This is a genomic window from Phaeobacter gallaeciensis, from assembly GCF_001678945.1.
Lineage (GTDB): Bacteria > Pseudomonadota > Alphaproteobacteria > Rhodobacterales > Rhodobacteraceae > Phycobacter > Phycobacter gallaeciensis_A.
In genome coordinates this window covers 1,182,073-1,207,867 of the sequence record NZ_CP015124.1, presented here as the reverse complement: position 1 = coordinate 1,207,867, position 25,795 = coordinate 1,182,073, and the positions used below count along the sequence as shown (strand labels likewise).

28 protein-coding genes are annotated in these 25,795 nt (G+C 62.0%); 17 read left to right on the top strand and 11 right to left on the bottom strand.

Features of this window, described 5'->3' with window-relative positions:
• Positions 1-43: 43 nt before the first annotated feature.
• The gene (gene hemP / locus JL2886_RS05770; protein ID WP_065271136.1) at positions 44-214 is read right to left on the bottom strand and encodes a hemin uptake protein HemP; all 171 of its coding nucleotides are present in this window, start codon (positions 212-214) and stop codon (positions 44-46) included.
• 521 nt (positions 215-735) lie between these two features.
• Positions 736-2,454 carry a methionine--tRNA ligase gene (gene metG, locus JL2886_RS05760; RefSeq protein WP_082996150.1) on the bottom strand — a complete coding sequence of 573 codons (1,719 nt, stop codon included), beginning with the start codon at positions 2,452-2,454 and terminating at the stop codon, positions 736-738.
• Positions 2,455-2,710: 256 nt separating this feature from the next.
• On the opposite strand from metG, the gene JL2886_RS05755 reads away from it, so the two are divergent.
• Both JL2886_RS05755 and JL2886_RS05750 read left to right on the top strand, forming a co-directional pair.
• Positions 2,711-3,469, top strand: coding sequence for an OB-fold-containig protein (locus tag JL2886_RS05755; protein ID WP_065271134.1), 759 nt, complete (start codon positions 2,711-2,713; stop codon positions 3,467-3,469).
• A gap of 46 nt (positions 3,470-3,515) precedes the next feature.
• On the top strand, positions 3,516-5,231 hold the full coding sequence (locus tag JL2886_RS05750) for a flotillin family protein (protein WP_065271133.1): 1,716 nt from the start codon (positions 3,516-3,518) through the stop codon (positions 5,229-5,231).
• A gap of 61 nt (positions 5,232-5,292) precedes the next feature.
• Here the strand turns inward: JL2886_RS05750 and JL2886_RS05745 are convergent, their stop codons facing one another.
• The 4 genes from JL2886_RS05745 to JL2886_RS05730 form a co-directional block, all read right to left on the bottom strand.
• A complete protein-coding gene (locus tag JL2886_RS05745) occupies positions 5,293-6,516 on the bottom strand; it encodes an MFS transporter (protein ID WP_065273556.1) in 1,224 nt (407 codons plus the stop codon).
• 64 nt (positions 6,517-6,580) lie between these two features.
• The gene (locus JL2886_RS05740; protein WP_197492337.1) at positions 6,581-7,321 is read right to left on the bottom strand and encodes an ImuA family protein; all 741 of its coding nucleotides are present in this window, start codon (positions 7,319-7,321) and stop codon (positions 6,581-6,583) included.
• A gap of 166 nt (positions 7,322-7,487) precedes the next feature.
• Positions 7,488-7,889, bottom strand: coding sequence for a rhodanese-like domain-containing protein (locus JL2886_RS05735; RefSeq protein ID WP_065271131.1), 402 nt, complete (start codon positions 7,887-7,889; stop codon positions 7,488-7,490).
• A 183-nt stretch (positions 7,890-8,072) separates the two neighbouring features.
• Positions 8,073-8,474 (bottom strand): rhodanese-like domain-containing protein, encoded by a 402-nt coding sequence (locus tag JL2886_RS05730; RefSeq protein ID WP_065271130.1) that lies wholly within the window; start codon positions 8,472-8,474, stop codon positions 8,073-8,075.
• A gap of 203 nt (positions 8,475-8,677) precedes the next feature.
• Between JL2886_RS05730 and JL2886_RS05725 the strand changes: the two genes are divergently transcribed.
• Complete coding sequence (locus JL2886_RS05725) at positions 8,678-9,721, top strand: aldo/keto reductase (RefSeq protein WP_065271129.1); 1,044 nt, start codon at positions 8,678-8,680, stop codon at positions 9,719-9,721.
• Positions 9,722-9,931: 210 nt separating this feature from the next.
• Here the strand turns inward: JL2886_RS05725 and JL2886_RS05720 are convergent, their stop codons facing one another.
• Complete coding sequence (locus tag JL2886_RS05720; protein ID WP_065271128.1) at positions 9,932-10,966, bottom strand: GlxA family transcriptional regulator; 1,035 nt, start codon at positions 10,964-10,966, stop codon at positions 9,932-9,934.
• 135 nt (positions 10,967-11,101) lie between these two features.
• On the opposite strand from JL2886_RS05720, the gene JL2886_RS05715 reads away from it, so the two are divergent.
• The 4 genes from JL2886_RS05715 to JL2886_RS05700 all read left to right on the top strand — a co-directional run bounded on the left by JL2886_RS05715 (position 11,102) and on the right by JL2886_RS05700 (position 14,717).
• Complete coding sequence (locus JL2886_RS05715; RefSeq protein WP_065271127.1) at positions 11,102-12,019, top strand: 3-keto-5-aminohexanoate cleavage protein; 918 nt, start codon at positions 11,102-11,104, stop codon at positions 12,017-12,019.
• 20 nt (positions 12,020-12,039) lie between these two features.
• Positions 12,040-12,393, top strand: a complete 354-nt coding sequence (locus JL2886_RS05710; RefSeq protein WP_133245374.1) for a hypothetical protein — start codon at positions 12,040-12,042, stop codon at positions 12,391-12,393.
• A gap of 89 nt (positions 12,394-12,482) precedes the next feature.
• Positions 12,483-13,955, top strand: a complete 1,473-nt coding sequence (locus tag JL2886_RS05705) for a carnitine 3-dehydrogenase (RefSeq protein WP_065271125.1) — start codon at positions 12,483-12,485, stop codon at positions 13,953-13,955.
• A 9-nt stretch (positions 13,956-13,964) separates the two neighbouring features.
• Entirely contained in the window at positions 13,965-14,717 is a 753-nt protein-coding gene (locus JL2886_RS05700; protein ID WP_065271124.1) for an SDR family oxidoreductase, read from the top strand.
• A gap of 59 nt (positions 14,718-14,776) precedes the next feature.
• On the opposite strand, the gene JL2886_RS05695 is transcribed toward JL2886_RS05700, so the two are convergent.
• Positions 14,777-15,640 carry a helix-turn-helix domain-containing protein gene (locus tag JL2886_RS05695; RefSeq protein ID WP_065271123.1) on the bottom strand — a complete coding sequence of 288 codons (864 nt, stop codon included), beginning with the start codon at positions 15,638-15,640 and terminating at the stop codon, positions 14,777-14,779.
• 150 nt (positions 15,641-15,790) lie between these two features.
• Between JL2886_RS05695 and JL2886_RS05690 the strand changes: the two genes are divergently transcribed.
• Genes JL2886_RS05690 through JL2886_RS05680 form a run of 3 tightly spaced genes read left to right on the top strand, consistent with a single transcriptional unit; the run spans position 15,791 to position 17,875 of the window.
• Positions 15,791-15,997, top strand: a complete 207-nt coding sequence (locus tag JL2886_RS05690; protein WP_065271122.1) for a DUF2061 domain-containing protein — start codon at positions 15,791-15,793, stop codon at positions 15,995-15,997.
• A gap of 37 nt (positions 15,998-16,034) precedes the next feature.
• On the top strand, positions 16,035-16,955 hold the full coding sequence (locus tag JL2886_RS05685; protein WP_197492353.1) for a fatty acid desaturase: 921 nt from the start codon (positions 16,035-16,037) through the stop codon (positions 16,953-16,955).
• A 17-nt stretch (positions 16,956-16,972) separates the two neighbouring features.
• Complete coding sequence (locus tag JL2886_RS05680; RefSeq protein ID WP_065271121.1) at positions 16,973-17,875, top strand: EamA family transporter; 903 nt, start codon at positions 16,973-16,975, stop codon at positions 17,873-17,875.
• Positions 17,876-17,905: 30 nt separating this feature from the next.
• Here the strand turns inward: JL2886_RS05680 and JL2886_RS05675 are convergent, their stop codons facing one another.
• Together JL2886_RS05675 and JL2886_RS05670 are read right to left on the bottom strand one after the other, a co-directional pair.
• Positions 17,906-18,637: an NUDIX hydrolase gene (locus tag JL2886_RS05675; RefSeq protein ID WP_065271120.1), complete on the bottom strand. Its 732-nt coding sequence runs from the start codon at positions 18,635-18,637 to the stop codon at positions 17,906-17,908.
• Between the two features lie 28 nt (positions 18,638-18,665).
• Positions 18,666-19,070, bottom strand: a complete 405-nt coding sequence (locus JL2886_RS05670; RefSeq protein ID WP_065271119.1) for a DUF983 domain-containing protein — start codon at positions 19,068-19,070, stop codon at positions 18,666-18,668.
• Positions 19,071-19,266: 196 nt separating this feature from the next.
• On the opposite strand from JL2886_RS05670, the gene JL2886_RS05665 reads away from it, so the two are divergent.
• From JL2886_RS05665 to JL2886_RS05650, 4 genes are all read left to right on the top strand, one after another.
• Positions 19,267-19,761 (top strand): EF-hand domain-containing protein, encoded by a 495-nt coding sequence (locus JL2886_RS05665; protein WP_065271118.1) that lies wholly within the window; start codon positions 19,267-19,269, stop codon positions 19,759-19,761.
• Between the two features lie 67 nt (positions 19,762-19,828).
• On the top strand, positions 19,829-20,401 hold the full coding sequence (locus tag JL2886_RS05660) for an RNA polymerase sigma factor (protein ID WP_237028430.1): 573 nt from the start codon (positions 19,829-19,831) through the stop codon (positions 20,399-20,401).
• Positions 20,394-20,798, top strand: a complete 405-nt coding sequence (locus tag JL2886_RS05655) for a hypothetical protein (RefSeq protein ID WP_065271116.1) — start codon at positions 20,394-20,396, stop codon at positions 20,796-20,798. Before JL2886_RS05660 ends, JL2886_RS05655 begins: the two co-directional genes overlap by 8 nt.
• Positions 20,795-21,325 carry a periplasmic heavy metal sensor gene (locus JL2886_RS05650; protein WP_065271115.1) on the top strand — a complete coding sequence of 177 codons (531 nt, stop codon included), beginning with the start codon at positions 20,795-20,797 and terminating at the stop codon, positions 21,323-21,325. The genes JL2886_RS05655 and JL2886_RS05650 overlap by 4 nt, the downstream gene beginning before the upstream one ends.
• Positions 21,326-21,379: 54 nt before the next feature.
• Here JL2886_RS05650 and JL2886_RS05645 read toward each other — a convergent pair whose 3' ends face one another.
• Complete coding sequence (locus JL2886_RS05645) at positions 21,380-22,780, bottom strand: diguanylate cyclase (protein WP_065273554.1); 1,401 nt, start codon at positions 22,778-22,780, stop codon at positions 21,380-21,382.
• A gap of 114 nt (positions 22,781-22,894) precedes the next feature.
• On the opposite strand from JL2886_RS05645, the gene JL2886_RS05640 reads away from it, so the two are divergent.
• The 3 genes from JL2886_RS05640 to JL2886_RS05630 all read left to right on the top strand — a co-directional run bounded on the left by JL2886_RS05640 (position 22,895) and on the right by JL2886_RS05630 (position 25,703).
• Complete coding sequence (locus JL2886_RS05640; protein ID WP_065273553.1) at positions 22,895-23,179, top strand: DUF3572 domain-containing protein; 285 nt, start codon at positions 22,895-22,897, stop codon at positions 23,177-23,179.
• Between the two features lie 39 nt (positions 23,180-23,218).
• Positions 23,219-23,929: an HAD family hydrolase gene (locus JL2886_RS05635; protein ID WP_065271114.1), complete on the top strand. Its 711-nt coding sequence runs from the start codon at positions 23,219-23,221 to the stop codon at positions 23,927-23,929.
• A gap of 214 nt (positions 23,930-24,143) precedes the next feature.
• Positions 24,144-25,703: a trimethylamine methyltransferase family protein gene (locus JL2886_RS05630; RefSeq protein ID WP_065271113.1), complete on the top strand. Its 1,560-nt coding sequence runs from the start codon at positions 24,144-24,146 to the stop codon at positions 25,701-25,703.
• Positions 25,704-25,795 lie beyond the last annotated feature (92 nt).

Here is a 25,795-nt window from a genome sequence, read left to right as displayed (position 1 = left end):
TGAGGGGCGCAGGTCGTGCGTAGGCTGTGGCGAGCCTCTGAGGTTATTTCGTGAGGATCAGCTTCCCGGCGCGGGTGATGCGCAGGCTGTAGATCTGGCCGTTCAGCAGAATGCGTGCCTGAATGCCGCCGCGCGTCAGGTCTTCGGCGTGATACGTGGGGAATGCTTCCGTCGTGGCGGTGGTGGCCACGGGTTCAGATGTAATCTGGTTCATGATGAGTGCCCATTTCTGAAATCCGCCCTGTCAAATTCGGCCCGGTCCAGCAGCCATTCCAGGCAGAACCCCGAAAGGCTGCCCAAGCGCGCAAATACTTCGAGCCAGATCTGGGACAGGCTGTCCTGATCGTCAGGTTCGGATGCGGTGGGCGCGGGGCCAGGAGCGATGTTCGACATGATGACGCAATGTGGTTGTCTCGGTTCGTTCGGGCTGGCCTGACAGATCAGGTTGGCTGGATTGCGTTATACCTGATTTATTTACTCACCTTTGTCAATCCGACTTTTTTACTCGGAAATTTGCGCCGGGCGGCTCGCCTTGGTGTGGATTGTTTCTAAAATCCAGGGAAAGGCGCAGTTTTTGTGCGGTCTGTTGCTATCACGTGTCTGCCGCCCGGCTGCAATATGGCGCCGCGCGGTCTGATGTTTGCTAAACTTAGGCCGAGTCGCTCAGGTGGCAGCAGACACAATAAAAAGGCCGCCAATTTGGCGGCCTTTGAAATTTGATAGATTGGGCGTTGCTTAGTCGCGGGTGCCCGAGAACCGTTCCTGCCAGTCTTCGCGCTGCTCGTCTGCGATCTTCGCGAACAGAACCTCCGGCACGGTGAAGCCGTGCCCGGCGGGCAGGGCCGAAAGGGCCGCAGCAACATCGGTGGGCCAGCCCATGTCCGAGCTATTCAGCGCTTCCATCAGCTTGGCGCTGGCCTGCGGGATGAAGGGTGCGCTGAGCACGGCATAGAAGCGGATCAGGTTGAGGCCGAGACGCACCTGCGCAGCGGCGCGCTCGGGGTCTTCCTTGAACACCGACCAGGGCGCGGCCGATTGCAGGTATTCGTTGCCCGCAACCCAGATCGCGCGCAGCTCCTGCGCCGATTTGCGCACCTCCATCGCGCCCATCTGCTGCTCATAGGCGCGCAGGCGGGTAGTCAGCTCTTCGATCAGCGCCGTTTCCTGTTCACCGTATTCGCCGCCCGCCGGAACCTCTTCGCCGAACTTGGAACGGCAGAATTTGGTGATACGGGAGACGAAGTTGCCGAGGACATCCGCCAGATCCTTGTTCACCGATTGCTGGAAGTTCTCCCAGGTGAATTCGGAATCGCTGCTTTCCGGAGCATGGGACAGCAGCCACCAGCGCCAGTAGTCGGCGGGCAGGATTTCAAGCGCCTGATCCATGAAGACGCCGCGCCCCTGGCTGGTAGAGAACTGACCGCCGTCATAGTTGAGGTAGTTGAACGACTTCAGGTGATCGACCAGCTTCCACGGCTCACCCGACCCCAGAATGGTCGCCGGGAAGGACAGGGTGTGGAAGGGGACGTTATCCTTGCCCATGAACTGGACGTATTTCACATCTTCGGCGCCTTTGTCGGTGCGCCACCAGCGTTCCCAGTCGGCGTCCGTTTTGCCATGGGCATCGGCCCATTCCTTGGCGCAGGCGATGTATTCGATGGGGGCATCGAACCAGACATAGAAGACCTTACCTTCCATGCCGGGCCAGTCTTCGTCGCCCTTCTTGACCGGGATGCCCCAGTCAAGATCACGGGTAATGCCGCGGTCCTGCAAGCCGTCGCCATCGTGCAGCCATTTCTTGGCGATGGAGGTCGTCAGGACGGGCCAGTCGGCCTTGCTGTCGATCCAGGCGTCCAGTTGGTCCTTCATGGCGGACTGGCACAGGTACAAGTGCTTGGTCTCGCGCACTTCCAGATCGGTGGAGCCGGAGATGGCCGAGCGCGGATTGATCAGATCGGTGGGATCGAGCTGCTTGGTGCATTCCTCGCACTGATCGCCGCGCGCCTTCTCGAACCCGCAGTTGGGGCAGGTGCCCTCGATATAGCGGTCGGGCAGGAAACGGCCATCGGCGTTGGAATAGACTTGTTTCTCCACCACTTCACGGATCAGCCCGGCCTCGGCCAGCTTGCCCGCGAAATGCTGGGTCAGCGCGTGGTTCTGCGGGCTGGAGGAGCGCCCGAAGTGATCGAAGCTGAGGCAGAACCCCTTGGCGATTTCGGCCTGAACCTCGTGCATCTCGGCGCAGTATTCCGCGACCGGCTTGCCTGCCTTGGCAGCGGCCAGCTCAGCCGGGGTGCCATGCTCGTCGGTGGCGCAGAGGAACATTACCTCGTTGCCGCGGCCACGCTGATAGCGCGCGTAAAGATCGGCAGGCAGCTGGCTGCCCACGAGGTTGCCCAGATGTTTGATCCCATTGATGTAAGGGATCGCCGAGGTAATCAGAATGCGTTCCATACCATCCATCCACATGTCGCTTTGCCTGACCCTCTATCGCATGGCGCGGGCGGCGGAAACCCCGCCTTTGCCATTCGCGCGAAATCCAACAGAAGTCGAAACATGTTCAAGGTTTTCCTTGAGTATCAAACGGTCCCCGGCCATCGTACCCTCAGGTTGTACAGGGTGCGGGATTGAAACGGTCAATAACCCTGCCCATATTTATTGTATACTACTGCATACTTTATGTATCCTGAGTTGTGAGGTCCGTTTCTACATGCTGCAATTTCTGCTCGACGGAGCCTTTGCCCCGTTCACATTGGCGCTTGCGCTGCTGACCGGCTTGATGGTGCTGGAATTGGTGGCCTTGCTCTTGGGCGGGAGCCTGATCGGCGCTGACAGTGATGCAGATCTGGATATCGATGCGGGCGATGTCGGCGACTTCGATCTTGATCTGGATGGTGCGGAACTGGGCGGGGTTGAGGGCATTGATGCTGCGGATCTGGACCTGCCAGATGCAGAACTGGATCTGGAACTGGCACCTGATGCACCTGCAGATGCAGGTGTTTCGCCCCCTACAGGCCTGGCATCCTGGCTGGGGCTGGGCCGCATGCCGACGGTGATCTGGCTTGGGGCTATTTTGCTCGGCTTTGGCCTTTCGGGTATGGGCTTGCAGGTGGCGCTGTCCTCGCTCTTTGGGCTGCTTGCCCCGGCTTGGGGCGCAGCCATTCCAGCAGGCGCCTTTGCCTTTTGGTTCGCACGGGTTTTTGGGGCTGCCTTTGCGCGCGTCTTGCCGCAGACCGAAACCGAGGCACTGTCCGAGCGCAATCTGGGCCGCCGCCGCGGTATTGTCACCCAAGGCACCGCCGCCAGGGGGCGCCCGGCTGAGGTGCGAGTCATGGATGGCTATGGCAATGCCCACTACTTGCGCGCCGAACCTCTGAAAGATGGCGATACCATCGCTCAGGGCACCGAGGTTCTGGTGATCCGGGATCGGCGCAGGGGGAGTTACGTGCTTGTTGCCGTCTCCGAATAAGCTTGACGATAAAATTCTAACTTTTGTCCCACAGGGAGGTTTCTCAATGGAGTTTGAGTTTCTGTTGATTGTTGTTGTTACCGTAATTATTTTTCTTGCCCTGTTCGGGCTTGTTATTGGTCGCCTCTACCGGCGCTCTACCCGCGAGATCAGTCTTGTGAAAACAGGGGCTGGCGGCAAAAAGGTGATCATGGATGGTGGCACGATCGTTGTGCCCCTGTTGCATGAGGTTAGCCCGGTTAACATGAAGACCCTGCGCCTTGAGGTGAAGCGCGACGGCGAGGCGGCATTGATCACCCAGGACCGGATGCGCGTCGATGTGGGTGTGGAATTCTACGTCTCGGTAATGGCCACCACAGAAGGGATCGCCCGTGCGGCTCAGACCCTTGGCAGCCGGACCTTCGATGTGGAGCAGCTGCGAGAAATGATCGAGGGTAAGCTGATCGATGGTTTGCGCGCCGTGGCCGCCCAGATGACCATGGATGGCCTGCATGAGAACCGCGCTGACTTCGTTCAGGAAGTGCAGAATGCGGTTTCCGAGGATCTGCTCAAGAACGGTCTGTCGCTGGAATCCGTTTCCTTGACTGCGCTCGACCAAACCCCGTTCGAGGCGCTGGATGAAAACAACGCCTTTAACGCGGTGGGGATGCGCAGGCTGGCAGAGGTGATTGCGACCTCGAAGAAAGAACGCGCCCAGATTGATGCAGAGGCGGATGTCGCCGTGCGCCGCGCCGCGATGGAGGCCGAGCGTCAGAAGCTGTTGATCGAACAGGACGAGGAACAGGCCCGGATCGAGCAAAAGCAAAAGGTGGAAACCCTGCGTGTGGCGCAAGAGGCCGAGATCGCTGCCCGCACCGAGGACAGCGTGCGTGAAACCGAACGCGCCCGGATCGCGCGGGAAGAGGCCATTCGCGCTGCCGACATTGAGCGTGAGCGTAAGATCCGTGAGGCCGAAATCTCCAAGGAGCGGGAGTTGGAGGTCGCTGAGCAAGAGCGCCAGATCATCATCGCGCAGAAATCCGAAGAGGAAAGCCGCGCCCGTGCCTCGGCGGATCTGGCCCGTGCCGAAGCCACCAAGGCAACCGAAGCGGTGGCAACCGCCCGCCAGGTGGCAGAGGCCGAGCGTCAGAAGCAGATCGTTCTGATCGAAGCCACGCGCGAGGCGGAACGTCAGGCCACCGGCATTCGTCTGGCTGCCCAGGCGGAGAAGGAAGCCGCCGCCGACCGCGCCGAAGCGCGCCGTGAAGAGGCGCAGGCCGAAGCCGATGCACTCAACATCCGCGCCGAGGCCAAGAAGAACGACATGCTGGCCGAGGCGGAAGGTAAGCGCGCCATCGTTGAGGCAGACAATGTCCTGTCTGAGGCTCAGATCCGCTTCAAGGTCGATCTCGCCCGGATCGAAGCGATGCCCTCCATCGTGGCGGAAATGGTCAAACCTGCTGAAAAGATCGACTCGATCAAGATCCATCAGGTCGGGGGCATGGGTGTTGGCGCAGGCGGTGCAGGCTCCGTGGCCGCACAGGCGGGTGGCGGCGACAAGCCCGTCGTCAATCAGGCGCTCGATTCCATCATGGGCATGGCGGTTCAGATGCCTGCCCTGAAGAAGCTGGGCGAAGAACTGGGCCTGTCCATGGAGGATGGGGTGGCCGGGATCACCAGCGGCGCTTTGGGGGTGTCATCTGGACCTGCCAAAGAGACGGTGGAGGCCGAGGCATCGGCGGCAGAAGAAGCGGCTGATGAGGTGGAGACGCCGCTGGCCTAGATCGCCTGGTTGCACACATTGTATGAAAGGGCCGGATTTCTCCGGCCCTTTTTCGTGGGATCTAGCGTTTCTCGCGCGAGCCTTTCATCAACCGTCCGATGGTAAAGGAAGTGCGCGGGGCGTAGACGTAGTTGGTGCGTTCGTCCGGGGTCGGGCGCGAGCGCATGCGCGACAGGCCGAACAGGATCAGCCCAAAATGGCCAACTGCGATAAAGGCAAACAGCGCCTTGGGTCCGTAGCCGCTGATCAGTGCGGAGGATACATAAGGCGCAGCGATGGCGCCGAGCGCGTAAAAGAACATCAGTGCGGCAGAGAGTTCGACCCGCTCGTCTGATGTGGCAAAGTCATTGGCATGGGCCGATGAGACCGAGAACACCGGGAAGGCGGTGAAGCCAAACAGCCCTGCCATCATCATGGTGGCCTCGGTGCTTTGACCCGATATGAGGATCGTCAGGCCGCAAGACATAATGGCGGCTGCCGACAGCCAGATCAGCACCCAGCGGCGGTCATATTTGTCCGCAAGCCAGCCCACCGGGTATTGCGCCAGTGCGCCGCCCAGCACGAAGGCCGCAAGGAAAAAGGCGACCTGGTTCAGCTCCAACCCAACTTCGGTGCCGTAGATAGGCCCCACCATCCGGAACGAGGCGGCGCCGATCGCGGCGACGATGACGCCGACAACGGCCAGTGGCGAACAGCGCCAGGCCAGCCCGGGCCGCAGGCGCGGCGCGGCTGGGGTTGCGGGCTGGCTGTTGCGGGTCAGGGTCAGCGGCAAGAGCGCGGCGCAGCAGAGCAGGGCCAGAAGGTTGTAGGAGACGTAAGAGGCCGGTGGCAGTACCGCGATCATCATCTGCGCCGCAAGGGAGGCGATCAGGTCGGCCAGCCGGTAGGTGCCCATGGCCCGGCCACGGCTTTCGTTGGTGACCTTGGCGTTCATCCAGGCTTCGATCACCGTGTAACAACCAGCCACCGACAGCCCGGATGCGATGCGCATCGCGGCCCAGGCCAGCGGCGCTTCGGTGAGGGTGTGTCCGATCAGGCCCATCGCCCCGAGGGCGGTGCAGACGGCAAATGCGCGGGAATGGCCCACCGTGCCCATCAGCCGTGGGGCCCACCAGCAGCCGATGAAAAAGCCCAGAAAATGCGCAGACCCCAGTAGACCGATTTCCTGCTTGTCAAAGCCGAGCGTCAGGCCCGAGATCGCATCCAGCGGTCCGACGCCGCCAGCAGAGAGCTGCAACAGAATGACAGAAAGGAACAGGGCGGCAAAGGAAAGGATCAGGCGCATGGTGTTGCCGACTGTGCCAATGCGCATGGGGATTGCTAGCCCTTTTCGTCAGATCATGTCGTATTCAGCTAACTTTTTTGATTTGCTTCCCGGCTTCTTCCATTGGGGGCGTGCCTCGGCTCTGGCCTTGGTCCTGTCCGGGGGAGGGAGCGGACGTGTCAGGGGCGACAGTTTCCGTCAAAGGGCTGCCCGGAGCCCGTTGTGTCAGCTGCCAGCTGCGCGGGGGCAGGGCGCGGGCGCGCAGCCGGTCCAACTGCCAGATACGATTGCGGTACTGATGCGCGGGGCGCATGGTCCAGCGGCTTTCGATGCCCTGGGCGCCACCCGCGCCGGGCGTCAGCAGCAGCGCCAGCGGCGCGTTTCCGTCCATCGCCAGAGGCCCGCCCGCCGCAGCTGCCATATGCAGGCGCCGGACCGGGGTGATGGCCGGGGGGGCGGGCAGGGCCGCGATGACAAGCGGGGTGGCGCCGCTACGCAGGGCTTCCTCCATGGTCCAGAGAACATCTTCGGGTCGGGGGGCTGTCACCCAGAGAAACCGGGACGGATCCGCAAAATCCACCATGCCGTCGGGGTTCAGTTCTGCGGCGTCCCGGGGCGGAGAGATCCACAGCACTGGCCCGGCCATCGCCCCGGCCAGCCAAAGCGCGAAACTGTACCGGGCGCTACCACAGGCTTCATGCGCTCGACCGCGCTGCAGGGCGATATCCCCGAGCAGGATGACGCTGGCCTTTCGCTGTCGTTGGCCAGAGGTGGAACCAGAGGCTAGTCCGGTAGGCAGCTGTGGAGGGATGGGGTGAATCGACATGGTTGTCAGATTACAGTGTTCGCTTTTTGTTCTCAATATTGTTTGGCGGGAGTGCAGCAGAAAGGGCAAGGCATGAAGGAGGGGGAATGGGGCAAAAGGAAAGCGGCACGGGAGGGCCGTGTCGCTTGCCTTTTGCCGCTCAGGGCGTGTGATATCTGGCGGTGGGTCAGCTCTCGCGGGGGACGACGGCGCCGCCCTCTTCGGCCCATTTGGTAAATCCGCCTTCCAGATGCATGACCGGGGACAGGCCCATCTCCATCGCCGCGCGTGCGCTCAGCGCCGAACGCCAGGCACTGGCGCAGTAAAACACATAGGTTTTGTCCTGGTTGAAGATGGGCTTGTGATAGGGGCTGTCCGGGTCGATCCAGAATTCAAGCATGCCGCGCGGGCAGGAAAACGCGCCGGGGATCATGCCCGAGCGCTGCAGCTCACGAATATCGCGCAGATCGACAAAGACGTAAGACTCGTCCTGGGCTTTCTCTTTGGCGTCCTCCACGGACATGGTGTCAACCATGGCGTTGGCTTCGGCAAGCAAGGCCTTGATGCCTTTGGTGATGTTCTGTGGCATGGAGACTCTCCCTGATTAGATCCGCCGCAGGCTGTTCTATTTTCACACCCTCGGCAAGACCCTCGGATGCGACAGGCAGCAGGAAAGCGCAGGGAGACATGACGACGCCCCGGCATTCGGAGGTGCCGGGGCGTCCAGAGAAGGGCGCAGGCCTTCTCTTCACTCAGTGCGGGTAGGCCAGCGTTACCATTTAACCGGACACAAGGCGCCGCCGCTTTCCATCCAAGCGTCCAAGCCGCCCTCCAGATGCCGGACCTCGGGAAGGCCCATTTCCAACGCAGCCTTGGCAGCCAAAGCCGATCGCCAGCCATTGTCGCAGTAAAAGACAAACAGCTTTTCTTCGTCAAAGACCTCCTTGTGGTAGGGGCTTTCCTTGTCGATCCAGAATTCCAGCATGCCACGCGGGCAGGAAAACGCGCCGGGGATCACGCCGGTGCGGTAAAGTTCGCGAATGTCGCGCAGATCCACGAATTGGGAGCGTGCCTGGCTTAGGAGCGCCTGGGCTTCATCGAGCGTCACGTGTTTCACCACGCTGTCCGCTTCGGCGATGAGTTCCTTGTAACTTTTCTTCAGTGGAAATGTCATGGGGTGCTCCTTCAATTCGGGTTATGTTTCAGGGTCTTGTTCCGGGTCCTTACGTGATTTTCGTTCGGGTCGGGCGGTACCTGTTCGCGTTAAGAGTGTGCCTTTTTCGGAGGCAGCAGGTAAAGCGACCAACGGCATAGGGTTGCACTCCTTTGGGTCAGGAGTAGTGTCTTTTGAAACGTTTGAGACAGGGATCGCGCGATATGAAAATGAACCCTCTGGGCCGCACCGGAATGACGGTATCCGAGCTGTGCCTTGGCACCATGACCTTTGGCACCCAGACCAGCGAGGCTGACGCACATACTCAGATCGACATGGCGCTGGCGGCGGGCGTGAACTTGGTCGACACCGCCGAAATGTACCCGGTGAACCCGGTCAGCAAGGAAACCGTCGGCCACAGTGAAGCGATCATCGGCAACTGGAATGAAAAGACCGGACGCCGCAGTGATTACATCCTGGCCACCAAACACTCGGGCGAGGGGCTTGCCGTGGTGCGCGACGGAGAGGCGATCTCGTCAAAGACCATCGCGCCGACCATCGAAGGCTCGCTGAAGCGGCTGAAGACCGATTACATTGATCTCTACCAATTCCACTGGCCCAACCGGGGCAGCTATATGTTCCGCAAGAACTGGAGCTATGATCCCTCGGGCCAGAACCGGGAGGAAACCCTCGCCAATATGCTGGATTGCCTGGAGGCGCTGCAGGCGCAGGTGGACAAGGGCAATATTCGCGCCTTTGGTCTTTCCAACGAAAGCGCCTGGGGCACAGCCCAATGGCTGCGCCTGTCCGAGGAAAAGGGCTATCCGCGCGTGGCTTCGATCCAGAACGAATATTCGCTCCTGTGCAGGATGTATGATACGGATCTGGCGGAACTCAGCGTCAACGAAGACGTGGGGCTGATGGCGTTTTCGCCGCTGGGAACCGGACTTCTGACCGGGAAATACCAGGGCGGTGCGGTGCCAGAAGGATCACGCAAGACGCTGAACCCAGAGCTGGGCGGGCGCCACTCGCCGCGGGTCTACGCCGCCGTTGATGCCTATCTGGAGATCGCAAAGCGCCACGGGCTGGATCCGGTACATATGGCGCTGGCCTGGTGCCGCACGCGGCCCTTCATGGCCTCGGCCATCTTCGGGGCGACCACCGTTGCGCAGCTGGAGCATGCCCTGCAATCAGTCGATGTGACGCTGGATGCGCAGGTGCTGGAGGAGATCGACGCGGCCCACCGGGCCCACCCGATGCCTTACTGATCGTTCACCACACGAAACAGAGTGCTCCCGCGCCCGCAGGTGCATCGGCTGATGCCGATACCCCTTGGCGGCCTTGGGCCAGGCTCGGCGCTTCCGCGCCGAGCCTGGCCCAAGGGGAACGGTACATGTTTCATGTGCCGGTGACGCGCGGGAGCGCCCCGCGATCCTTCAGCCCGGTCGTGTGACTAGGTCGGCCCGTTTGCCGCACCCTCAGTGGGTGGTGGGGCGGTGATCCTGCGCGGCGTGGTCCGCGGTGGAATAGGCCGTGGATTGCGTTTCGTTCCGCTCCTGGCGCAGATCCCGGGCCGAGCTGCCATGCGCCAGCCGGAAGGCGCGGGCAAAGCTCGATTGCGAGGTGAAGCCCGTGGCCATGGCCACATCCATTAGCGGAAGATCGGTATCGGTCACTAGCCGCCGCGCCTCGGCCAGGCGCAGTTGCAGGTAATGGTCCTGCGGCGTGGTATTAAGGCGCAGGCGGAATTGCTGCTGCAGGCTGCGCGGGCTGGTGCCGAGGCTTTCTGCAATGCGCGCAAGTGGCATTGGATCATCCAGCGCTGCTTCCATCAATGCATTCGCCTTGGCCGTCAGCGCGTTGTGCTTGTGTCCGCCAAGGCGGCTTTGCGGGCGGGCCATGCTGGCAGCCCCGTCATAAAGGAACAGACCAGCGACGCGGGCGGCAAATCCGGCGCCATGACGGGCGCTGATGATATGCAACATCATCTCGATTGCGGGGGTGGCGCCGCCCGAGGTCATCCGTCCGTCGGACACGGTAAAACGGTCGCTGCGGCAATCCACATCCGGGAAACGGGCCGAGAAATTCTCCAGATCCTCCCAATGGGTGGTCGCGGGGTGATCGTTCAGCAGGCCCGCTTCGGCCATCAGCCAGGGACCGCCGTCGATGCCTGCAATGGTGGCACCTGTGCCCGCAATGCGGCGCAGCCCGGCCAGCAGGCTGGGGGTGGCGTGGCGCGCCAGCTGGAATCCGGCCACCACGATCATCAGCTCACAGCCTTCGAGCCGGGACAGAGGCGTGGTCGGCACTGTCAGCCCACTGGTCAGCATCGGCGGCTCATCCGTTGCGCTGATATAGTCCCAGTCAAAGGCACAGCGACCGGCTAGCCGGTTGGCCGCGCGCATCGGGTCGACCGCTGCCGCAAAGGACAGCGTGTTGCATTCGTCCAGCACCAGAACCGCGCATTTCAGCGGGCGATGCTCGGGTTGCAGGATGTTTTTCGCGGATTTCATCAAGTCGGATTCGCTTTGCGTAAACTGTTCCCCGGAAGGCTGAGGCACAGTAGAGGTCAACGCAAACAGGAATCTGGGGAGGAGCCTGGGGATAACCCACGGCAAAACCCTGTACATTGAGGGGAAAACGAAAACATGCCTCTGACCATGAACCGCGACGTCTTTATCACCTGTGCCGTGACCGGCTCTGGCGGTAGCCAGGACCGCAGCCCGCACGTGCCGCGCTCGCCCAAACAGATCGCCGACAGCGCCATCGCAGCAGCCAAGGCCGGCGCGGCCGTGGTCCACTGCCACGTGCGCGATCCGGAAACCGGCACCCCGAGCCGCGATCTGGGTCTTTACCGCGAAGTTACCGACCGCATCCGCGACAGCGACACCGATGTGGTGCTGAACCTGACGGCCGGTATGGGCGGCGACATTACCTTTGGCGACGTGGAAAACCCGCTGCCGGTCAAGGACGCGGGCACCGATATGATCGGCGCCACCGAACGCATGGCGCATGTGGCCGAATGCCTGCCGGAAATCTGCACTCTCGATTGCGGCACAATGAACTTTGCTGAAGCCGACTACGTGATGACCAACACCCCCGGCATGCTGCGCGCCATGGGTCAGATGATGACCGATCTGGGCGTGAAGCCCGAGATCGAAGCCTTTGACACCGGCCACCTGTGGTTCGCCAAGGAACTGGTGAAAGAGGGCATTTTGGACAGCCCGGCTCTGGTGCAGCTGTGCATGGGGGTTCCCTGGGGCGCGCCGAACGACCTCAACACCTTCATGGCGATGGTGAATAACGTGCCGGACGACTGGGACTGGTCTGCGTTTTCGCTGGGGCGTGATCAGATGGCCTATGTGGCGGCCTCGGTTCTGGCGGGCGGCAATGTACGCGTGGGGCTTGAGGATAACCTCTGGCTGGAAAAGGGCGTGTTGGCCGAGAACTGGCAGCTGGTGGAACGCGCAGGCACCATCATCGAGAACATGGGCGCCCGGGTGATCGGCCCCGAGGAGGTCCGCAAGCAACTGGGTTTGACCAAACGGGCGCCGGTGGCGAAGTGATCTGCCGGGCTCTGGCATCCATGGTCTTTTGCGGCGCGGCACTGTCTGCCGCCGCCGCAGAGGATGCCCCGCTTTGGGAGGGTTACTGGTCCCCCAATGCGGCCTGGTGCGCCAGGGCCGGGGATGTCGGAGAGCAGACGCCTGACTGGTACGGGCGTGAAGGATTGTTCGGTCTGGAATGGAGCTGTGACATTGCGGCGGTCAGCGAGACCGGCGTGGGCAACAGCTGGGCTCTGAAACTGCAATGCCTTGATGCCGGATACGCGTACAGCGATGCGCAGATACTCCTGGTGACGCCGGATGATCGGCTGCAGATCATTGATGAAAACGGGTTTGCGGCCGATCTGGTGCGCTGCGCAGCTCCACAAGACTAAACTGATGGGATGGCGTGCACGGCGCGCCCTGTGAAAGCGTAGGCGTTGCCCGCGCAGAGGCACAGCCAAATGCAAATGGAAATGAGAACATGAAAACAGCAGCAATCATTGGCGGCGGCGTGATCGGCGGCGGCTGGGCCGCCCGGTTCCTTCTGAACGGCTGGAACGTACGGGTCTTTGATCCCGACCCTGAGGCGGAGCGCAAGATCACGGATGTGCTGGATAACGCCCGTCGGTCCTTGCCGGGGCTTGGCAACGTGGCCCTGCCTGCCGAAGGTGCGCTGACCTTCCACCCCACCATTGCCGAGGCGGTTGCTGGCGCCAGCTGGGTGCAGGAAAGCGTGCCTGAGCGGCTGGACCTGAAGCAGAAGGTCTATGGCGAACTTCAGCAGCATGTGGCGCGGGGCGCGGTGATCGGCTCCTCCACCTCTGGCTACAAGCCTTCGCAATTGCAGGAGGGGTTTGACAATGCGGCGCAGATCGTGGTCGCGCATCCCTTTAACCCGGTCTACTTGATGCCGCTGGTCGAAGTGGTCACCACCGACGCCAATACGCCCGAGGTCATCGACAAAGCCAAGGCGATCATCGCCGAAATCGGTATGTACCCGCTGCACCTGAAAAAGGAAATCGACGCCCATGTGGCGGACCGCTTCCTGGAGGCGGTCTGGCGCGAGGCGCTGTGGCTGGTCAAGGACGGCATCGCCACCACCGAAGAGATCGACAATGCGATCCGCTATGGCTTTGGGATCCGCTGGGCACAGATGGGCCTGTTCGAGACCTATCGCGTTGCGGGTGGCGAAGCGGGCATGAAGCACTTCCTGGCCCAATTCGGCCCCTGCCTCACCTGGCCCTGGACCAAGTTGATGGATGTGCCGGAATACAACGACGAGCTGGTCGACCTGATCGCCGGTCAGTCCGATGCGCAATCGGGCAAATACTCGATCCGTGAGTTGGAGCGGATCCGCGACGACAACCTTGTCGGCATGATGCGGGCGCTGGGCAATACCAACTGGGGCGCGGGTGCGCTTCAGAACACCCATGATAAGGCGCGCGAAGGCGCCATGGGGTTGGCCAGCACCATGCAGGACGTCGCCGACCTGTCGCAGCCGGTTCTGACCCTGAACCGCACCGTTCCGTTGGATTGGACAGACTACAATGGTCACATGACCGAAAGCCGCTATCTGGACGCCTTTGCCCAGTCCACCGACCGAATGATGGCAATCATCGGCTGCGATGCCGACTATATCGCCTCGGGCGGCAGTTTCTTTACCGCCGAGACCCACATCCGCCACATCGACGAGGTGCATGCAGGCCATCCCATTCAGGTCAGGACGCGGGTGATCATGGCCGAAGGCAAGAAGATGCACCTGTGGCATGAAATGTACGAAGGTGAACGTCTGCTGGCGACCGGGGAACACATGCTGCTGCATGTGGATCTGAAAACCCGCCGTTCGGCGCCGCCCGCGCCGCATCTGGCAGAGAACCTTGCGAAGTTCGCCGAGGCGCATGCCGGGCTGCCAACCCCCGACGGGCTGGGCCGTGCCATCGGCGCGCCGCGCTAGGGCGTAACGATGCGGGTTCTGATCACCGCCGGCGCCTCGGGTATTGGCCGCGCCATGGGCGAGGCCTTTGATGCCGCCGGGGCCGAGGTATGGGTCACCGATCTCGACCCCGCAGCGCTGGAAGCGCTGCCGGATCGCTGGCACTGCCACGCGGCGAATGCCGCGTCCGAGCCGGAGATGCGGGCGGTCTTCGACAAGATCGCCGACGCTGGTGGGCTCGATGTGCTCTGCGCCAATGCAGGCATCGCCGGGCCGACCGCGCTGGTCGAGGATATCGACCTTGAGGACTGGCGCTCTTGTGTCAGCGTCAATCTCGAAGGCGCTTTTCTTGCCGCCAAACATGCCACGCCGCTGATGAAATCGGCGGGGCGGGGGGCGATCGTGCTGACCTCCTCGACGGCGGGGATCTATGGCTATCCGAACCGGGCGCCCTATTCGGCGGCGAAATGGGCGGTGATTGGCCTGATGAAGACCCTCGCGATGGAACTGGGGCCTTTTGGCATCCGCGCCAATGCGATCTGCCCCGGCGCGGTGGAAGGACCGCGCATGGAGGGGGTGCTGGAGCGGGAAGCGGCGCTGAAGGGCATGAGCCGGGACGCTGTGTATGAGGGATATGCTTCGGGCACCTCGATGCGGTCCTGGGTGACAGCCGCGGATGTGGCCAATATGGCGGTCTTCCTTGGCTCTGACGCGGCGCGGCTGGTGTCGGGGCAGGTGATCGCGGTGGATGGTCATACCGAAAACCCGGACCCGAAGGTCTGAAGGTGGCTCGGCCTGCTGCCGCAGGCCGAGCCTGAAGCTGCGCCTGGGCGCAGCTGTGCCTAATCGCGGATACCGGTTTTCCAGGCCCGCAGCCGTTCGGGCAGCTGACGGGCGGTCAGATCCGCCTCGCGGATCAGTTGGTCGAAATGGTTGGTGAAGGTCTCGATCCGTTCGCGGTCGCGGAATGCCATGTAGTGGCTTCCGGCATAAAACACGCAGAGCAGCGGCCCGAAAATGGTCACAGGCGATGCGAACAGGCGTTTTGCATCAAAGAGATAGATCCGCAGTCGCGGGTAGAGTTGAGTGCAGAGCCGCTCGAAATGATCCAGCTGCTCAAGCCGGATGTCCAGCGGCAGACCTTCGTAATAGCCGCAGGCATTGGCAAAGCTTTCCAACTCGTACAGCGGCATCGCGATTTCATAGTCGGATTGGGCTTGCCGCATCAGGGACAGGCGGTCTTCGGAGGCGCCGATGGCCTGATCGGCAGTGCGGCCCAGGTGCGGCGCATATTCCCATTCCAGCAGGGCGCGGGTTTTCAGCAGATCGGGCAGGGCGGCCGGCACATGGCGGATCTTGTAACCCGCTGCCTCCCGATGCCATTCGAAAATCCTTTCATCCACCAGGGCGCGTGGGGCCTCGGTGACGGACATGCTGGAGGCCAGCAGCTCTGCCGCGCTTTCGGGGCGGTCCGACAGGCTCAGCAGCCAATCCGCCGATACGCCAAGCGCCGAGGCGCAGGACCCCACCACATGCGCATTCGGCAGCCGGGCGCCGTCATCGGTGAGCAGCTGCGAAATGGTGGACCGGTCCACGCCGGTCTGGCGGGCCAGGGCGCTTTGGCTCATCCCGCGTTCACCAAGTGCCCGGTTCAGGCGTTCGCGGAATTGCTGCGCTCGAACCCGTTTGTCAATTTTGGTATCCATTGGTGATAAATATCACATGTGATGAAGTTTGTTAATTACATTCAGAATGTCGAACATCCGATACCGGGCCTAGTCTGAGCGTAGAAGCAGAGCAGGGCGCGACCGACGGCAGCGCCTGCCAGCTCCAGTCAGCACAGTGTAGGAGGTACTATGGAAACGCGCAGACGTTCTGTCGTGAAAGCGGTGATCTGGAATGTGATTGGCCTGACCGTGATGACGGTTGTGGGCATGCTTGCAACCGGATCGGCGACGGTCGGCGGGGCGATGGCCCTGGTGAACACGGGGCTGGGGTTCGTCACCTACCTGATCTATGAGCGGATCTGGGCCGGGATCGCCTGGGGGCGGGCGCATGTCTGAGGTGCGCGCACAAATGTCCGAGGCAATCGGCCAGGGTATGGAGGCGCCGATACTGCCCTCTGGCCTGATGCCGCGCGGCGTGGAATGGGGCACGCTGGTGCTGATCCTGATCTGCTATACCGCCTGGTTTGCGGTGATTTTCTGGCTTGCGGCCCTCAGCATGGCGCTGGCCGTGGTACTGGCGGGCGTGTTGATCGCCTTTCACTCTTCGCTGTGTCACGAGGCCTTGCACGGGCATCCGTTCCGCAACCGTCTGCTGAATGAGGCGCTGATGGCGCTGCCCCTCAACCTGGTGATCCCCTACGGCCGCTTTCGCGACACCCATCTGGCGCATCATCAGGATGAGCGGTTGACCGACCCGTTCGACGATCCCGAAAGCAACTTCATGTGCCCCGATATCTGGCGGGGACTGGCACCGTGGAAACGCGCCGTTCTACGTATGAACAACACCCTGCTGGGGCGGATGCTGCTGGGGCCGCTGATCGGGCAGATCTGTTTCATGGCGGGGGACTGGCAGCTCGTCCGGCAGGGCGACAGGCGGGTGATTGCGGATTGGCTCCTGCACGTTGCGGGTAGCGCGCTGGTGGTCTGGCTGGTGCTGCGTGCGCCGATGCCGGTCTGGGCCTATGCCATTGCCGCCTATCTGGGATTGGCACTGCTGAAGATCCGAACCTTTCTGGAACACCGCGCCCATGAAGAGGTCCGTGGCCGCACCGTGGTGATCGAGGATCGCGGGCCGCTGGCGCTGCTGTTCCTAAACAACAACCTGCATATCGTGCACCACATGCATCCAGGGGTGCCTTGGCACGCACTGCCGCGGCTCTATCATCGGCACCGCGCGCTCTATCAGGCGGCCAACCGTGCCTATGTGTTCCCCTCCTACCGGCAGATTTTTCGCGACTATTTCCTGCGTGCCAAGGATCCGGTGCCGCATCCGCTCTGGCAAAAGGGGAAATAAGCGCTCATAAGCTGATCATGCTGACCTGGATTCCCGTTTCAATCGCCGCCGCGAGCTTTCAGACCGTACGCTTCATGCTGCAAAAGGTTCTGAGCAGTGTCACCCTGTCCCCGGGCGGGGCGACCTTTGCCCGTTTTGCCTATTCGGCGCCGATCATTCTGGCGGCACTGGCGGCTTATCTGATGGCAACAGGGCAGAGCCTGCCGCATCTAGGCCTCATGTTCTGGGTCTTTGCTACCATCGGCGGCACGGCGCAGATCCTCGCCACGGTCTGTGTGGTAGCCCTGTTCAAGCAGCGCAATTTCGCGGTTGGTATCACCTTCAAGAAGACCGAGGTTATCCAGACCGCCCTTGTCGGCCTTGTTGTGCTGGGGGACGGGATCAGCCCCTGGGGCTGGGCAGCGATCCTGATCGGGCTCTCGGCCGTTCTCGTCTTGTCGAAAACTCCGGAAGTGAAGGGCGCCTGGTGGCAGCATCTGACCAACAAGGCCTCACTGCTGGGGCTTGGCTCTGGTGTGCTTTTCGCCTTTTCCGCCGTCAGCTATCGCGGGGCATCACTGCAACTCAGTGATCTGGACCCGGTCTTTCGTGCCGGTGTGACGCTGGCATCGGTTGTCTCCTTGCAGACGGTGCTGATGCTGATCTGGCTGGCGCTCAAGGAAAAGGGTGAGATTACCCGCGTCTGGCAGGCGCGCCGGGTTGCGGTCTGGGTTGGTCTGACCAGTATGGGCGGTTCGTTCTGCTGGTTCTGGGCCTTCACCTTGCAAAACGCTGCCTACGTCAAGGCGCTGGGACAGATCGAACTGGTGCTGTCGCTGCTGGCCTCGGTCCTGTTCTTCCGGGAAAAGATCACCGTCCGCGAAATCACGGGCATGGGACTGCTGATCCTGTCGATCCTCGCGTTGGTGCTGGCGATCTGACCTTCCGCCGTCACGGAGGGGTGAGCGGGTTCAGGAGCTTTCCGGCATCGGGTAGCCCTTCAGTCGCAGGAACAGGCTGGTTTCATCGTCGTTGCGGAAATAGGGTACGCTGTCCGGCGGATTGGTGTCGCGGATGCGGCCAGTCACCTCGGCCAGAACTACTTCGGTGATAAAGGGCAGATCGAAGGTACGGACCTCGCTGAGCGGGATCCACTGCAGATGCGACAGCTCGTCCGAGGCCTGTGAGAAATCATCGAGATCGCCGACAATGGCATCGGCATCGATCAGAAAGAACCGCGCATCAAACCGGCGGGGGCGGCCCGGCGGCGTCAGTGCCCGGAACACGAATTGCAATGCCCGCGCCGAAGGCAGATGGCCGCTTTGCGCAAAGGCCTGCCAATCTTCGGGAACCGGATCGCTCCAGTCCCCCGGCGTACCCAGCAAGAGCCCGGTTTCCTCCCACAGCTCGCGGATCGCGGCAATGGCCAGTGCGTGGTGCAGATCGTGCGGCGCCTGTTCGGACAGGCGGTCGCGGCAGACTGCGGGCAGAGGATCGGCCAGCGGCACGGAACTGTCGGCCAGATCCACCGCGCCGCCGGGAAAGACGAACTTGTTCGGCATGAAGGCAGCCTTGGCGCCACGCTGGCCCATCAGGACCTGCGGGTCATCGGCCATCCGATCACGTACGGCGATCACCGTCGCCGCGTTGCGGATTGCCGTTTTGTCCTGACTTGTTACGCCCTGAACCTCTGCGCTGCTCATCTGCCTCTCCCCTTTGTTTCCAAAGGGTTCAGGTTCTGTCTTCGAACCCGTGCATCCGCCGCGCCCATTGATAGGCGACGACAACCCCCTTCAGTCTGGGGAGAAGATACAGCGACGAAGCCAGACAGCCAATCGAGAAAACTGTGAACGTTACGAGAGGTGCCGGCCGCCAGGCGAAATAAACCACATGCAACAGCGGTGCCATCAGATGGCCCACCACCAGAATGGTCAGATAGGCGGGGCCGTCATCGGCGCGGTGGCCGGACAGATCGAGGCCGCAATTGCTGCAGCTGTCGTTCACCTTGAGGTAGGAATGCAGCAGTTTGCCTTTGCCGCATTCGGGGCATTTCTGACGCCAGCCTTTCAGCAGGGCAGGCATTGTCTCGCGTTCGGTATCGGTGTCGGGGGCCATCACGGCTTGGGACTCAGTCATGAAATATCCTGTGTTGCAAACGCATGTTTGCGCGCTTCTTGCCCGAGGGAAAGGGGGGCGCACAAGGTCTGCGGCTGGATGCCGCAAAAATAGCAGGCAAAAGTAAATCACATTATTGCGACGGAAAGATCGGGCTGCGGCGTTTCTTCTATGCATCGGGCAGCACAGGGCTGCTACCAATCAAAGGGAAGATGACATGAAACATACGCAGTTCATCGCCGCTATCGTTGCAGTTGCCGGCCTGGCCGGAGCTACGGCTGCTCTTGCTCAATCGGGTCCCGGTCGTCACGGCCCCAAAGTGTCGTTCGAGGAACTGGATGCCGATGGCAATGGCGCGGTGTCGCCCGAGGAAATGACCGCCCAGCGTGCGGCGCGGTTCGCGCAGGTCGACGCGAATGGGGATGGCAAACTGTCGGTCGAGGAAATGCAGGCCGAGGGCGCGCGGCGCGCAGCCCAGCGTGCGGCCCGGATGATGGAGCGGTTCGACAGCGATGGCGATGGCGCGCTCAGCCAGGATGAGTTGCCTGATCACTCCAAGCGTGGTGATATGTTCTCTCGGATGGACAAGGACGGCAATGGCGCTGTGTCAAAGGAAGAGTTTGACCAGGCCCGGATGAACCGTGGTGGCATGCATCACGGGGGCAAGGGCGGCAAGAATTGCGGTCAGAAACAAGGCATGGGGCAAAACTGATCCTTCAGGCGTGCTGCAAAGAACGGATACATCAGCGGGCAGGGCTTCCTTGGAAGGCCTGCCCCAGGTGAGCGCGTCGACGGATGACGAGGTGCTGCTGGAGCTCTTTGCCAAGGGCGACCAGCGCGCAGCAGCCCTGCTGACCGAGCGGCTTGGCTCCCGTGCATTCGGGGTGGCCATGCGGGTTCTGGGCAACCGGGCCGAAGCAGAGGATGTGACACAGGAGGCGATGATGCGCCTGTGGCGGATCGCTCCGGACTGGCGGCGCGGAGAGGCGAAGATCTCAACCTGGCTCTACCGGGTGGTGATGAACCTCTGTATCGATCTGAAACGTCGCCAGCGCGGCGGGTATCTGGACCTGGACGCGGTCCCCGACCCGCCGGATCCGGCGCAAAGCGCGCCCGAGGCGATGCAGGACGGTGCCCGGCACGATGCGCTGCAGGCGGCGCTGATGCAGTTGCCCGAGCGGCAGCGTCAGGCAGTGATCCTGCGCCATCTGGAAGAGCTGGCAAATCCGGAGATCGCCGGAATTATGGATATTAGCGTTGAGGCGGTCGAAAGTTTGACCGCCCGGGGCAAGAGGGCGCTGGCGGCACTGCTTGCCGGGCGCCGAGAAGAGTTGGGGTATCACGATGGCTGACACCGAAAAAGATATCGACCTGCTGGAGGCGCTGTTCGAAGAGGCGCGGCGGGACCAGCCGACATTGCCGGATGACCTGAGTGCGCGCATTCTTGCGGATGCAGCGGATGTTCAGGCCCGGCAGGCGGCGGCTTTGGCCGTGCCCCCGGCGCAAAATCCGGCAGGGGCGTTGGCTGCATCGGCAATCGGGATGTGGCGCCAGTTTCGCGCCGCGGTTGGCGGATGGCCGGCCATGGGTGGCATGGCAGCGGCCTGCGCTGTCGGGCTGTGGATCGGACTGGCGCCGCCGTCCTTTCTGCCGGACCCGGCCGAGTTCACGCAGCTGTCCGTGGACACGACAGCCCTGCCATACGACAGTTACGATCTGGCTGTGATGCTGGGTGAGGAGACAGAATGAGCACTGACGGACATACCCCGAACTCTACCGGAGGCGGCGCGGGTGAAGCCCGGACTGGAATGCGGCTTTGGCTGAAGGTGCTTCTGGCCGTGTCTCTGGCGGCCAACCTTGCGGTGGCAGGGCTCGCGATCGGGGCTTTCATGCGCTGGCAAGACGGATCGCATCCGGGCAAGCGTCCGCCCTCGGTCGGGTCGATGATATTTCGCGATCTGGACCGGGAGACCCGGACAGAATTGCACCGTCGCGCCGAAGGGGATCATGGCAGCTATGGGGCCCGCCGCCGCGCCGAGGGCGAGGCGGTCATCGCGATCTTGCGGGGGGATCCCTTTGATGCCGGGCAGCTGGCCAGGGTCCTGGAGCAGCAGGCCGACAACCGGCGGGCCTTTCAGATCTCGGTGCAGCGGGCCTGGATCGCACAGGTGGAGGCCATGACTGCAGATGAACGTGCCCGCTATGCCGAGCGGATGCGGGAGATGCTGCGCCGACATGCGGAATGGCACAAGGCGCATAGGTCCGGGAAACCCTGATACTGCTGCGCAACGTAGGCAGTGCCGGAAACTAATAGCAGCGGTGAGGAGCGCTCAGGCGACTGCTGTGTCGGGCCGTGACAGGGTGACCTGGTTGCGGCCTGAGTTCTTGGCGCCATAGAGCGCCTGATCTGCCTTGGCGATCAGAGAGGTGACATTTGTCATCTCCTTCTCAGCACCATCGCCAATGACCGCGCCGATGCTGATCGTCACCGCGATCGGTTCATCAATTTCTGGCACATCAAAGGGAGTGCTGTTGATCGCGTTGCATAGGGCAACGGCGGCCTCGCTCGCTTCCTGTTCATTGGCGCCGGGCAGGACGATCATGAATTCCTCGCCGCCAACCCGCGCCAGCAGGTCCACCGGACGCAGGTGGCTTTGCAGCCGGCGGGAGGCTTCGATCAGAACCGCGTCGCCGGCTGGGTGGCCATAGCGGTCGTTGATCTGCTTGAAGTGGTCAAGGTCGGCCAGCATCAGGGCGAATTTATCGCCGCTTTCGGCGGCGCTGCGGGCGGTGCGGTCCAGAAACGGTTTGGCATAGCGGCGGTTGAAGAGCCCGGTCATCGGATCTTCGACAGCGGCGCGCAGCCCGTTGCGGACGCTGTCGCGCAGCAGGTCGTGGCGGTGCTTGTATTGCAGCTGCGTGCCAAGACGCAGCGCCAGTTCCTCGACGTTGAACCCGTTTTGCAGCACATCATGGGCGCCGCGGTCCAGCGCTTCGGCGGCGATATGCGCATCGGCCGGATTGGGCACTGCGATGACCACCGACTGACGGGTGGTGGCTCGGGCTCTCAGATCGGCCAGAAGCCGCAGGCCGACGCCCGACGACATTTCGTTCAGCTCGATAATGAAAACATCGGCGACGGGATCGCTCATCAACGGTTGGATGTCACCGATCTGATGGGTGCGGATGTCATGCGGCACGTAGTGGGACAGACGGTCCTGCCAGTTCCGCGCGGTCTGGATATCCTCGGCCACCAGCGCCACCGTTGCCTTGATGTTGTGGGGGGAGCAGCTACGGTCGGTCAGGGGCAGGACAAAGCCATGCGAGGCATCGCGCTGGAGGTTCAGTTCTTCATTGGCGCTGCGGGTGCGCAGCAGGCTGCGGATCCGGGCCTGCAGGATCACATCGTCCAGCGGTTGCGGCAGCACGTCGTCGATCCCTGCCGAAAGCGCCTCAAGCCGCCGCATGGGGTTATCCGTGCGGCTGACGGCGATCACCGGCACATCCGCCAGGCTGTCGTCGCGGGTCAGTTCCCGTTTCACATCTGCGGCGCTGCCATCGGGCAGGGAGTTGGCGGTCAGAACCAGATCGGGGCGGCAACCCCGGGCAATTTCAAGTACACCGGTGACCTGTGTCGCCAGCACGACATCATAATAGGCGGCAGCAAGCTGCACCTTCATCATGATGCGGTTGGTTGATACACCGTCTATGACCAGAATGGTTCCCTGCACGCGCAATCCTTTCGAGGCATGCGTTTCTATGACTAGAAGTTTTCACCTCTGCTGGTTAATAAACCCTTTCATATTTTCATTAAAATGGCCGCAAAGTGTCAGGAAGGTGCCGATATGCAGTTTTCCGCCGATCAAGCTGAAACCATTGCCTTGCAGGCCCTTGCCTGGCTGTCCGGAAATGACGAGTTGTTCCCGGTGTTTATGGGCGCAACCGGCGCCAGCGAGGACGATTTGCGCAGTCGCGCCACCGATCCGGAGTTTTTGGGCTCGGTGCTCGATTTCTTAACGATGGACGATTCCTGGGTGATGGAATTCTGCGACAGCTTGGGCCTCAGTTATGAGATGCCAATGCACGCGCGGATGGCGCTTCCGGGTGGTGCGCAGGTTCACTGGACCTGATATGCAGTGCTCTGACCCTATTCTGATCAGGATCTTGTGATGCCGGTAGATGCTTTTCTGTTCGACAAGGACGGAACCCTTTTTGATTTTGCTGCCACCTGGAACAGCTGGGCGGCCGGGGTGCTGAAAAGCCTCGCGGGCGGGGATGTGGCCCTCGCAGGCGTCATGGCCGATACGCTGCGGTTCGATCTGAAGCGGGAGTGTTTCCATCCGGACAGTTTCGTGATCGCGGGCACCAACGGTGAGGTGGCGGCGGCCCTGGCGCCCCATGTGCCGCACATGAGCGAGGCCGAGCTGGAGCGGTTTCTGGCCGAAGGTGCAGCCAATGCGGCGCTAGCCGAGGCCGTGCCGCTTGCCGATTTCCTGGACGGGCTGCTGGCGCGGGGCAAGGTGCTGGGGGTGATGACCAATGATGCCGAAGTGTCGGCGCTGAGCCAGCTTGAGCGGGCAGGGGTTCTGGACCGCTTCACCTTTGTCGCCGGGTTCGACAGCGGCCATGGTGCCAAACCGGATGCCGCGCCGCTCTTGGCCTTCTGCAAGGCTTGCGGCGTCGCCCCAGAACGGACCGCGATGGTTGGCGACAGCTTGCATGACCTGCAGGCGGGGGCGGCGGCGGGCATGCGCCGTCTTGGGGTGCTCACCGGAATGGCCAGCCATCAGGATCTGGCGCCTCACGCCGATGCGGTCTTGCCGGACATTGGCCATATTCCCGAATGGCTTGACCGCGCGGGCCAGCCAGCGGCGCAATAACCTGCGATCCTGACGTGATGTTGCTGTGCGGATCTGTCCGCGCAGCCAAAAATTTGGGCTGAACTGTTCACTTGTGTCTAGAAAATGCCTCCATGCACCCCGGGGAGTGAAAAAACGACAGCGGATGTCGTGAACGGAAAGGTTGCAAGCCTCGTTCTCGGGCCAGTTGAACGGCGCAAGAAAACACAGACGCTTCAACAGGACGGAGGTCATCATGGCACGAGCAACAGCGGGACGCAGGCGCGGCGGCGGCAGAGCAGGCGCGGCGGCCCGGCGCGGAGACGCGGCACTGGCGCAGATGCCTTGGTCGATCCCGGTGAACATTGACCGTCCCATTGAACCGCTTAGCCCGGAAGGTGTTGAAGCCATCCACGATGGCGCCATGCGCATCCTCGAAGAGATCGGTATTGTCTTCCTCAACCCTGAGGCGCTGGAGATTTTCAAAGAAGCAGGCTGCCGTGTAGAAGGCGATCTGGTGCGGATGGACCGCGAGTTCGTGATGGAGATGGTGGGCAAGGCGCCGGACAGCTTTGACATCACCCCGCGCAATCCAGAGCGCAGGATCCCGATTGGCGGCAATCATATCCTGTTCGGCAATGTTTCCTCCCCGCCCAACTACTGGGATTTGGAGCTGAACAAGAAAGTCACAGGCACGCAGGAGCAGTGCCGGAACCTTCTGAAGCTGACGCAGTATTTCAACTGCATCCATTTCGCCGGTGGATATCCGGTGGAGCCCGTGGATATCCATGCCTCTGTGCGCCACCTTGATGTGCTTTATGACAAGCTGACGCTGACCGACAAGGTGATGCACGCTTACTCGCTGGGCAAGGAGCGGGTTGAGGACGTGATGGAAATGGTGCGGATCGCCGGGGGGCTGAGCCATGAAGAGTTCGAGTCCCGCCCGCATATGTACACCAACATCAACTCGACCTCGCCGCTGAAGCATGACTTCCCGATGATCGACGGCTGTCTGCGGTTGGTCCGCAAGGGGCAGGCGGTGGTTGTGACGCCCTTTACCCTGGCCGGGGCGATGGCGCCTGTCACCATGTCGGGTGCAGTGGCGCAATCGCTGGCGGAATCGCTTTGTGCCATTGCGTTGTTCCAATATGTGCGGCCCGGCACGCCCTGTGCGATTGGCACCTTCACGTCAAATGTGGACATGAAATCCGGTGCTCCCGCCTTTGGCACGCCGGAATACACGCGCGCCACCCAGATGACCGGCCAGATGGCGCGCTACTATGGTCTGCCGATGCGCTCTTCCGGGGTCTGCGCGGCCAATGTGCCGGATGGGCAGGCAATGTGGGAAACTTCGAACTCCCTCTGGGCGGCGGTGCAGTCGGGCACCAATATGGTCTATCATGCCGCTGGCTGGCTGGAGGGCGGGCTGATCGCCAGCCCGGAAAAGTTCATCATGGATTGCGAGGTCCTGCAGCAGATCCAGCGCTACTTGCAGCCGCAGATCTGCGCCACCGGCCCCGAGGAGATTGCTCTGGATGCCATCCGGGAGGTCGGCAACGACGGGCACTTCTTTGGCCTGAAACACACCCAGGACCGCTATACGGATGCATTCTATCAGCCGTTCCTCAGCGACTGGCGCAACTATGAAGCCTGGGAGGCGGCAGGTGCAGTCTGGACGCCGGAGCGGGCGCATAAGATCTATAAGGACATTTTGGCCGAGTTCGAGGCGCCGCCGATGGACGACGCGATCCGCGAAGAGCTGGGCGATTTCGTGGCCCGTCGCAAGGCCGAAGGCGGCGCACCCACAGATTTCTAATCAAAATCGGCGACAGGGAGTCATAAGGGAAACGCCAAGCATGGGGTCAAAATGACCCGTGCTCCTCTGATTCCCTGTCATTTTGTCCAAAT

Coding starts and splice junctions, on each gene's coding strand:
- JL2886_RS05750 (WP_065271133.1), top strand. CDS start 3,516: ATGGAGTTTGAGTTTCTGTTGATTGTTGTTGTTACCGTAATTATTTTT.
- JL2886_RS05725 (WP_065271129.1), top strand. CDS start 8,678: ATGAAAATGAACCCTCTGGGCCGCACCGGAATGACGGTATCCGAGCTG.
- JL2886_RS05730 (WP_065271130.1), bottom strand. CDS start 8,474: ATGACATTTCCACTGAAGAAAAGTTACAAGGAACTCATCGCCGAAGCG.
- JL2886_RS05735 (WP_065271131.1), bottom strand. CDS start 7,889: ATGCCACAGAACATCACCAAAGGCATCAAGGCCTTGCTTGCCGAAGCC.
- metG (WP_082996150.1), bottom strand. CDS start 2,454: ATGGAACGCATTCTGATTACCTCGGCGATCCCTTACATCAATGGGATC.
- JL2886_RS05715 (WP_065271127.1), top strand. CDS start 11,102: ATGCCTCTGACCATGAACCGCGACGTCTTTATCACCTGTGCCGTGACC.
- JL2886_RS05700 (WP_065271124.1), top strand. CDS start 13,965: ATGCGGGTTCTGATCACCGCCGGCGCCTCGGGTATTGGCCGCGCCATG.
- JL2886_RS05665 (WP_065271118.1), top strand. CDS start 19,267: ATGAAACATACGCAGTTCATCGCCGCTATCGTTGCAGTTGCCGGCCTG.
- JL2886_RS05705 (WP_065271125.1), top strand. CDS start 12,483: ATGAAAACAGCAGCAATCATTGGCGGCGGCGTGATCGGCGGCGGCTGG.
- JL2886_RS05630 (WP_065271113.1), top strand. CDS start 24,144: ATGGCACGAGCAACAGCGGGACGCAGGCGCGGCGGCGGCAGAGCAGGC.
- JL2886_RS05745 (WP_065273556.1), bottom strand. CDS start 6,516: ATGCGCCTGATCCTTTCCTTTGCCGCCCTGTTCCTTTCTGTCATTCTG.
- JL2886_RS05640 (WP_065273553.1), top strand. CDS start 22,895: ATGCAGTTTTCCGCCGATCAAGCTGAAACCATTGCCTTGCAGGCCCTT.
- JL2886_RS05635 (WP_065271114.1), top strand. CDS start 23,219: ATGCCGGTAGATGCTTTTCTGTTCGACAAGGACGGAACCCTTTTTGAT.
- JL2886_RS05720 (WP_065271128.1), bottom strand. CDS start 10,966: ATGAAATCCGCGAAAAACATCCTGCAACCCGAGCATCGCCCGCTGAAA.
- JL2886_RS05710 (WP_133245374.1), top strand. CDS start 12,040: ATGGTCTTTTGCGGCGCGGCACTGTCTGCCGCCGCCGCAGAGGATGCC.
- JL2886_RS05690 (WP_065271122.1), top strand. CDS start 15,791: ATGGAAACGCGCAGACGTTCTGTCGTGAAAGCGGTGATCTGGAATGTG.
- hemP (WP_065271136.1), bottom strand. CDS start 214: ATGAACCAGATTACATCTGAACCCGTGGCCACCACCGCCACGACGGAA.
- JL2886_RS05670 (WP_065271119.1), bottom strand. CDS start 19,070: ATGACTGAGTCCCAAGCCGTGATGGCCCCCGACACCGATACCGAACGC.
- JL2886_RS05685 (WP_197492353.1), top strand. CDS start 16,035: ATGGAGGCGCCGATACTGCCCTCTGGCCTGATGCCGCGCGGCGTGGAA.
- JL2886_RS05695 (WP_065271123.1), bottom strand. CDS start 15,640: ATGGATACCAAAATTGACAAACGGGTTCGAGCGCAGCAATTCCGCGAA.
- JL2886_RS05680 (WP_065271121.1), top strand. CDS start 16,973: ATGCTGACCTGGATTCCCGTTTCAATCGCCGCCGCGAGCTTTCAGACC.
- JL2886_RS05650 (WP_065271115.1), top strand. CDS start 20,795: ATGAGCACTGACGGACATACCCCGAACTCTACCGGAGGCGGCGCGGGT.
- JL2886_RS05755 (WP_065271134.1), top strand. CDS start 2,711: ATGCTGCAATTTCTGCTCGACGGAGCCTTTGCCCCGTTCACATTGGCG.
- JL2886_RS05740 (WP_197492337.1), bottom strand. CDS start 7,321: ATGTCGATTCACCCCATCCCTCCACAGCTGCCTACCGGACTAGCCTCT.
- JL2886_RS05655 (WP_065271116.1), top strand. CDS start 20,394: ATGGCTGACACCGAAAAAGATATCGACCTGCTGGAGGCGCTGTTCGAA.
- JL2886_RS05675 (WP_065271120.1), bottom strand. CDS start 18,637: ATGAGCAGCGCAGAGGTTCAGGGCGTAACAAGTCAGGACAAAACGGCA.